This is a genomic window from Tissierellales bacterium (assembly GCA_025210965.1).
Taxonomy (GTDB): Bacteria; Bacillota; Clostridia; order Tissierellales; family JAOAQY01; genus JAOAQY01.
Genome location: JAOAQY010000177.1, coordinates 1 through 5,533, shown reverse-complemented (window position 1 = coordinate 5,533; position 5,533 = coordinate 1). Strand labels below are relative to the sequence as shown.

The window sequence follows — 5,533 nt, the reverse complement described above, 5'->3', positions numbered from 1 at the left end:
TTCCTATTACAAAATAAAATATATATGGCAAAAACGTTACATAATAGGGAATTGTAGATGTAAATGGAATTATAAATATACCTTTACTTTCAATTAAGAATATAGCAGTTTGAATATAAAGTGATACTAAAAAGCTTGCTAAAATTAAAACTTTGCTATGCCTTAAGTATAAAAATCTTATTAGAGGATATAGCAAAAACAATTGAAGAATAATAGTTAGAAAATAAAGGTGTGAATACCCATGAAGAAACAGGTAAATCAATCTCTTGGTAAAAAATATCGCATCAAAGCAACCGCTATAAAACAATATCTCAAATAATAGATAAAAAGATAATGCCAAAATATAAGGAATCAAAATAGTTTTTATTTTCTTTTTGTAGTATGGAATTGGTTTGAATTCAGAATCTAGGTTAGGAGAAACAAGGCCAGCGAGAAGTATAAACATTGGTACACAGAATCTTACCAAATGATTTAGAAAATACGCGCTAGTGTTTGTAGTTATGTGTATGCTTGTTACATGGATAGTTAAAACTGCTAAAGCAGAGATAATTCTTATGAAATCGTATTCGTGTCTAAATATTTTTGTCATAATGTATTAACTCCTTTTATTAATGTATACGCGATTACAGCACGCTTTAGAAGAATAACATTGTTGTGCTCAGATAGTCAATATTATTGGCTATTTTTAAGGTTAATATAATATTTGTGTACATTGTCTATAAAAAATATAGATAGTCTGCTCAGAATATAGTAATATAGTAACTAAATAAACAAAAAACACAGAGGTGATGGATATGAAACATTATACGGTGACGGCTGCAATATTATCTAATGAAAATCAGATATTGTGTATGCAGAGAAACAAGGGGAAATTTGATTATATAAGTTACAAATATGAATTTCCAGGTGGTAAAGTTGAAGAAGGTGAGACATTTGAGGCTGGATTATCAAGAGAATTGACCGAAGAAATGGGAGTAGATGTGGCTATATCTCCAAATAATTTTTACATGACAGTAGAACATGAATATCCAGATTTTAAAATTACTATGCATAGTTATCTTATAGAGGTGAGAAATAGAGAGTTTGTAATGAAAGAGCATTTAGATGCTAAGTGGCTAGATGCTAATGAGCTTAAGACTTTAGATTGGGCTGAAGCAGATAAACCTATAGTTGAAGCACTTATGAGAGACTGTAAATGATTACAGATCATATAATTAAGAGTATTCATACAGGGTTTATAGATCATCGAGAGCATTCATTAGAACATTACAGGCCCAAACTTATAATAAATAATCACTCGATTGGTCAAAAGGTATCTACTAGTATTATAGAAGAGCTCAAAACATGTGATGAATTTTTGTTTTCAGTTGCATTTATCACATATGGAGGGCTCATGTCCCTAATGACTACATTGGAAGAATTAGAGAAAAAAGGCATAAAGGGAAAGATAATAGCATCACAATATCTAAATTTTACAGAACCTAAGGCACTAAAAAAGTTATTATCGTTTAAAAATATAGAACTTAGAATGATAGTAAATAAAGCTCATCATGCCAAGGGGTACATATTTAAGAAGCAAGACCATTACAATATGATTGTGGGTAGTAGCAATCTTACTCAAAGTGCTATAAGTGTAAATCAAGAGTGGAATGTGAAGCTATCATCTACTACAGAAGGTTCATTTATAGTGCAGACATTGTCAGAATTTAGTAGAATATTTGAGTGGGGTATACCTGTCACTAAAGAGTGGATAGAGAGCTATGAGCAGATATACAGGAGAGTAAAACAAGGTCAAAAAAATGCCCAAAAAGAAATTATAAAATTAAGATGTGATGAAAACGGCAAAATAAATCCAAATAAAATGCAGCTTAGAGCATTAAATGGAATTGAAAAAATAAGAAATAAAGGCGAAGATAGAGCGCTTTTAATATCAGCAACTGGTACGGGTAAGACATATTTAGCTTGTTTTGATATAGCTAGGGTAAAGCCAAAATCTGTGTTGTTTTTAGCACACAGAGAACAAATATTAGATCAAGCAATAGCAAGTTTTAAGAGAGTGTTAGGTAGTGATACAGATTGCGGAAAGCTGTGTTCGGGACACTTTGAATTAGACAAAAAAATAGTATTTTCTACTATGCAAACACTTTCGAAAACAGAAATACTAGAAAGTATTTCAAAGAAGTATTTTGACTATATAATAGTAGATGAAAGTCACAGAGTGGGGTCGAAGAGTTATCAAAAGATATTAGCTCACTTTGAACCTGAGTTTTTGCTCGGAATGACAGCAACACCTGAAAGAACAGATGACTATAATATATGCGAGGATTTCAATTATAATATTGCATATGAGATAAGATTGAGTCATGCTATGGCAGAAGATATGCTTTGTCCATTTCACTATTTCGGAATAACAGATATGAATATAGATGGAAAATTAATTGATGATGCAGCTGAGTTTTTGCATTTAGTTGGAGATGAAAGGGTAAATCACATTATAAATAAGGCAGAGTTTTATGGTCATCAAGGAGAATATACAAAAGGACTAGTATTTTGTAGCAAAAATGAAGAGGCTCAGTTACTTTCAGAAAAATTCAACAAAATAGGATATAAAACAATAGCGTTGAGTGGGAAAAACAGTCAATCAGAGCGTCTAAAAGCTATAGATAGACTTGAAAGTGAAGATGAGACATATAGGCTTGACTATATATTTACAGTAGATATATTCAATGAGGGAGTAGATATACCAAGTGTAAATCAGATAATAATGCTTAGACCTACTCAATCAGCCATAATATTTGTTCAGCAATTAGGTAGAGGTCTTAGGAAGCACGAGGATAAAGATTATGTAGTGGTTCTTGATTTCATAGGAAATTATCAAAATAACTTTATGATTCCGGTAGCATTGTCAGGAGATAGAAGTTTTAATAAAGATAATATGAGGAAATTTGTAGCTGCAGGAAGTAGAATAATTCCAGGGTGTGCAAGTATAAATTTTGATTCAATAGCTCAAAAAAAGATATATGAAGCAATTGATTCTGCAAATTTCAAAACTATGAAATTTATAAAAGAACATTACCAAAATCTGAAATATAGACTAGGAAGAGTCCCAACTTTGATGGACTTTGAAGAACATGAAGCTATTGATATAAGTCTTATATTAGGTCATTCTAGCTTGAAGAGTTATCACAAATTTTTATCTAAAAATGATAAAGACTATGATGTAAAACTTTCAGAGGTTGCTGAGAAATATATTGAGTTTATATCATACAAATTAGCAATCGGAAAGAGGCCCCATGAATTAATTGTTATAGAAGGAATACTAAAAGGGGAACAAAATCTAAAAAATTATATGAAAGAATATCTAGATTTAGCTGAAATAAAAGTTAGAGATAAGACATACACAAATGTAGTCAACGTACTAGCTCAAGAATTTGCTACTGGATCTAGTAAGAAAACATATGAAAAGTGCAAAATAATAGATTTAGATTTTAGTGCACAAAGTTTATTTTTAGAAGAATTAAAAGATGATACATTTAGAGATATGGTTAGAGAACTCGTAGAGCTTGGACTTCACAGAAATAAAAAGTATTATGGAAAAAATTATAAGGGAACTAGTTTAAATCTATACCAAAAATACTCATATGAAGATGTGTGTAGACTTTTAGAATGGGAGAAAAATGTAGTATCATTAAATATAGGTGGTTACAAGTATGATGATAAGACAAAAACATATCCAGTATTTATCAATTATCATAAATCAGATGACATAAGTGATTCTATTAAATATGAAGATAGATTTGTATCTCAGTCAAAGCTCATAGCAATATCAAAAGCAAAGAGGAGTGTAAATTCAAATGATATAAAAACAGCCTATAGTGCAGTAGAAAAAGGGATAGATATGGAATTATTTGTTAGGAAAAATAAAGAAGATAATATCGGAAAAGAATTTTATTATCTCGGAAGAATTCAAACTACAGGTGAACCAAAACCATTTAAGATGGCTAAAACAAATCAGGATGCAGTTGAGATTAACTATGTATTAGATGATAGCGTGAGAGATGATTTGTTTGGATACTTGACTGGAGAGTAAACTTAATATCATAATATAGGTGTCAATAAATAGCTAAAAGAGAGGATTAAAAAAATGGAAGAACTCATAGAAAGAATACGAAAATTTAGAGATGATAGGGATTGGTCACAATTTCACAGCCCTGATAATTTAGCAAAGTCTATAGTAATAGAGGCAGCAGAACTTTTAGAAAATTTTCAGTGGAACGGAGAATATGATGAGACGAATGTAAAAGAAGAATTGGCAGACGTCATGAATTATTGTTTGTTACTTGCAGATAGATTAGATTTAGATATAGTTGAAATCATGCATGATAAGATTGATAAGAATGAAAAGAAATACCCTGTGAGCAAGGCTAAGGGAAAGAGCGATAAGTATACGGAGTTGTAAAAATTGTTTTAGATTAACGAAATTAGGGTAATTTTGAATGAAGTAACGCACTATATAATTATGCAAATTATTTTTAGGATTATAGAGAAAATTAAGCTAAAAGTGATTTTTAAATTTTTCACATAGAGAAGGGATGGCTAAAATGGACTTAAATATTCTAAAGAAAGACAGTGTTTTAATAGCAATAGGAAGTACACTTATGCTACTTGATTTTGATGATATTGGAATCATATTTATTATAATAGTACTGATAAAAAGTTTCATAAAATCAGAAGAGAAAGGCAAGTTTGTATTAGAAATTTTGGTGTGTTTAGTTGGATTTGTAGTTTTGATGTTTATGTTGAATAGAATAGAAATTGGTGGTTTTATACGGTAAATAATAATAGAATAGTAAATGCAAAAAAGCGATTTCTACTCAGAGATTGTTTTTTCATTTTAGATATTTAGAAGGAATGATATAATGAAATACACGAGAATGTCGAAAAAGGGAGAGGCCTAGCTATAAAACAGGTAATGATAGATAGTGCTATGGCATTTGCCGAAATTAGTATTTCTGAAACACTGCATTTGAAGTTTGGAATATTTTAAAATATTGAATTGGGAGGTTTACTATGAATAGAGTAGAAGTATTGAGAAAACATATAGATGAAATATTATTGAATATGAAGGATTCTGAAAATAGAAGATGTGCATATTTACATTTGTATGGGGTGGCGCAGTCGTGTGCACTTTTAGCATTAAGGCGAGGTGAAGATGCTGAACTTGCAACTATGGCAGGAATGCTTCACGATATATATACTTATAAAAATGGAACATCAGTTGATCATGCTATTAGAGGAGCACTATTAGCTAGAGATATTCTTGAAACTTTAGAAATAGCAAATGAAAATGAAATAGAAATTATATGTGGTGCAATACATAACCATAGTGAAAAAGGAGCTACTCATTGTGATTTTTCGGAGCTGTTAAAAGATGCTGATGTAATGCAGCATTGTCTGTACAACACTGCATTAGAGATAGCACCACATGAAGTAGCTCGTTATGAAAAGATTAAAAAAGAACTTGGTATAGGTT

General features: G+C 30.6%; 6 protein-coding genes. 5 read left to right on the top strand and 1 reads right to left on the bottom strand.

Annotation, left to right across the window (positions count from 1 at the left end):
* The coding region (locus tag N4A40_12400; protein ID MCT4662653.1) for an acyltransferase at positions 1 to 589 on the bottom strand (589 nt) is incomplete at its 3' end.
* 205 nt (positions 590 to 794) lie between these two features.
* On the opposite strand from N4A40_12400, the gene N4A40_12395 reads away from it, so the two are divergent.
* From N4A40_12395 to N4A40_12375, 5 genes are all read left to right on the top strand, one after another.
* On the top strand, positions 795 to 1,199 hold the full coding sequence (locus tag N4A40_12395; protein ID MCT4662652.1) for a (deoxy)nucleoside triphosphate pyrophosphohydrolase: 405 nt from the start codon (positions 795 to 797) through the stop codon (positions 1,197 to 1,199).
* Positions 1,196 to 4,090 (top strand): DEAD/DEAH box helicase, encoded by a 2,895-nt coding sequence (locus N4A40_12390; protein MCT4662651.1) that lies wholly within the window; start codon positions 1,196 to 1,198, stop codon positions 4,088 to 4,090. Before N4A40_12395 ends, N4A40_12390 begins: the two co-directional genes overlap by 4 nt.
* A 54-nt stretch (positions 4,091 to 4,144) precedes the next feature.
* Positions 4,145 to 4,459 carry a nucleotide pyrophosphohydrolase gene (locus N4A40_12385; protein ID MCT4662650.1) on the top strand — a complete coding sequence of 105 codons (315 nt, stop codon included), beginning with the start codon at positions 4,145 to 4,147 and terminating at the stop codon, positions 4,457 to 4,459.
* A 133-nt stretch (positions 4,460 to 4,592) separates the two neighbouring features.
* On the top strand, positions 4,593 to 4,835 hold the full coding sequence (locus N4A40_12380; GenBank protein ID MCT4662649.1) for a hypothetical protein: 243 nt from the start codon (positions 4,593 to 4,595) through the stop codon (positions 4,833 to 4,835).
* 235 nt (positions 4,836 to 5,070) lie between these two features.
* On the top strand, positions 5,071 to 5,533 hold a 463-nt coding region (locus tag N4A40_12375), incomplete at its 3' end, for an HD domain-containing protein (protein ID MCT4662648.1).